The sequence below is a fragment of the Psychrobacillus sp. OK032 genome (assembly GCF_900111345.1).
In the GTDB taxonomy this organism is placed as follows: Bacteria; Bacillota; Bacilli; order Bacillales_A; family Planococcaceae; genus Psychrobacillus.
The window spans coordinates 1-2,498 of the sequence record NZ_FOGY01000033.1 but is presented as its reverse complement, the minus strand read 5'-3'; the positions used below and the strand labels follow the sequence as shown (position 1 = coordinate 2,498).

2 protein-coding genes are annotated in these 2,498 nt (G+C 34.3%); both read right to left on the bottom strand.

Going from position 1 to position 2,498, the window contains the following annotated elements; genetic code table 11:
- Positions 1-60: 60 nt before the first annotated feature.
- Positions 61-834 carry an IS21-like element helper ATPase IstB gene (istB, locus tag BMZ04_RS21705; RefSeq protein WP_093277816.1) on the bottom strand — a complete coding sequence of 258 codons (774 nt, stop codon included), beginning with the start codon at positions 832-834 and terminating at the stop codon, positions 61-63.
- Positions 831-2,372, bottom strand: coding sequence for an IS21 family transposase (istA, locus tag BMZ04_RS21700; RefSeq protein ID WP_093277813.1), 1,542 nt, complete (start codon positions 2,370-2,372; stop codon positions 831-833). Before istA ends, istB begins: the two co-directional genes overlap by 4 nt.
- Positions 2,373-2,498: the final 126 nt, after the last annotated feature.

Here is a 2,498-nt window from a genome sequence, read left to right as displayed (position 1 = left end):
TGTAACCGTCAAGTAGAATTGAGCAGTTTTCACAAAATAAGTTTAATCAATTTTCCACAATTAAGTTTGAGCACTTACTTCAGGAAACAAAGTTTTCCTGTACTTCATACGCAAACTTTCCTCGTCTTCTCCGAAGGAGATTATTTCACTCCGATGAAGAAGACGATCTAGTATAGCTGTGGTCAGTGTAGTATCCCCTAAGAATTTACCCCATTCATTGGGTCCTTTATTCGACGTTAATATAAATGCTGTTTTGTCATACATATCATAGATAAATTGAAAGAAAAGACTTGCTTCCTTCGGATCTACGGTCATATACATAACATCATCAATGATGATTAAATCGGATGTAGTAATACGTTTATATCGAGTTTTTGATTTACTGACGTAATCACGACTCTTTAGGATATAAATAAGTTCTCCCATTGAGACAAAGGAAACTTGATACCCTTTTTCAATAGCTAAAGTACCTAGTCCTACGGACAACAGTGTTTTTCCTGTCCCAGGAGGGCCCATTATAATCAGTGTAAACATTTCTTCAATCCAATTAAGGTCTTTTAATAATTTAAATTGCCTTTCCCCAATCACATTTTGTTCTTCCAGTCGATAATCATCTAATGTTTTTTGGTAGGGAAAGTCCGCCCATTGCATTAAACGATGAATAGTCTTTTTCTCCCTGCACACCATTTCATAGGTTAGCAGTTCGTTTATAAATTCGTGATAAGTCCAACTGTTCGATTCCGCATTGCGCAAAAGAGCAGGTAGCTCTTTTGCAGTCTCAGCGAGTCTCAATGTTCTACATTTATCTTGTAATAGTTCAATTGGAGATGTCATGATGTTTTACCTCCAGATAATAATCGAATATAGTAATCTTCTGATCGTTCTGAAGCCTTGTATTGTTGATATTTCGATGACTCTACACTTACTTGTTTAGTTTGAGTTTGTGACTCTTTATGTAGCGTAAAAGCAATGTCTCTAAAATCATTTGCACTAATCATATTCAAAGCTTTTACTGTTTCTAATGCTTCTTCTATGTAATCAGGATGATTTCGAATAACCATTTGTAATACTTTAAATTGATCCACTAAGTGTCTGGGATACTTCTTATTCAATTCATCCAAGAACCAAGAAATCAATTCATTATTAGAAAATGCAAGCTCAATTTCCTCTCTTAATAACATTTTCTTTGAGTTAGTTTTTTTATGGTGCAATGGATCATAAATTAGTTGACCTTTTGAATTACTAATGAGATGTCTAGCAATAACTGGTCCAGATACTTGTAATCGGATGTTCAAATAGCTATCTGTAGTTAATTCTAAATAGGCTATATTTTTAGTTTTCATATCATACGTACCAGCAGGTACAGAATAGCGGTTGGATTCGAAGCGAATGACATTGTCCTTTTGAATTGTTCTTGTTATACTTTCCGTAAGGGAATTCTCGAAAGAGAATTTGGAAGAGACTTTTCTAAGGTGCAGCTTTTCGACGGTGTGCACTTCAGAAGGTCTTTTTTTCGTATTATGATGCACTTTGTAATTTCCGGTTCTCTCAAGCCATTGAATAACTTGTTGATTCCACAAATGAATGTCATGGAACTCCCGATTTTTCATAAAATTATGCTTCACAAATTTAACCACTTGTTCTATTTTTCCTTTTGATTCGGGATCACTTTTTCTACATAAATAAATGTTAAACTTTCTAAGCTTTCGGTAATTATCAAATTCCTTTGTGAATAACAAATCTCCAGCGTTTTCACTTATTGAGAGTAAAGCGTCTTGATCATAAACCAATTCTTCAGGCATTCCTCCAAGGAATTCAAAGGCATTCTCATGACAGCGAACTAAGTCGATTGTTCGGAAAGGTCTATCTAAGAATTCAATGTACTTAAACCTAGAATGGGATAATACAAACCCAATAAAATAAAGTCTTTTTCTTGATCCATCATAAGCAGTTACCAAATCTTGCCCAAAATCTACTTGTCCTTGAAAACCCATAGGACTATCTGGAACGGCTTCATAAACTCTCTGTACAGAAACTTTTGGTATATGATAAGCAGCACGTAAGTCATTTACATAGTTTCTTGTAGTGTTCTCAGCAATATCATCTTCTTGTATTCCCTGTTTCTCTTTCAACCAGTCATAAATTTGTGCACTACTTAGATCTGGATAACGCTTTAACCATCCAAGAATAATATCCCGATAGGGATCTAGCTTTTTCTTACGAGTCTGCAAAGTGATTAAATATTCCTCAAACTCCTCCGATGTACTTTTTAAATACTTAGCAACGGTATTTCTTGAAATAGTTAACATTCTTGCAATAGCAGACTTCGAAAAGCCCATTTCATATAGCTCATAGATTTTCATATGGATCATAAACCTTTTCACTCCAATTTCCTCACTTTCCATTTATACAATTAAGTATAAAGGAAGTGATTTAGTAAGAGGAAAACTGCTCAATCTTATTTGTAGAAAACTGCTCACTTTATTTTAGCGTTTACA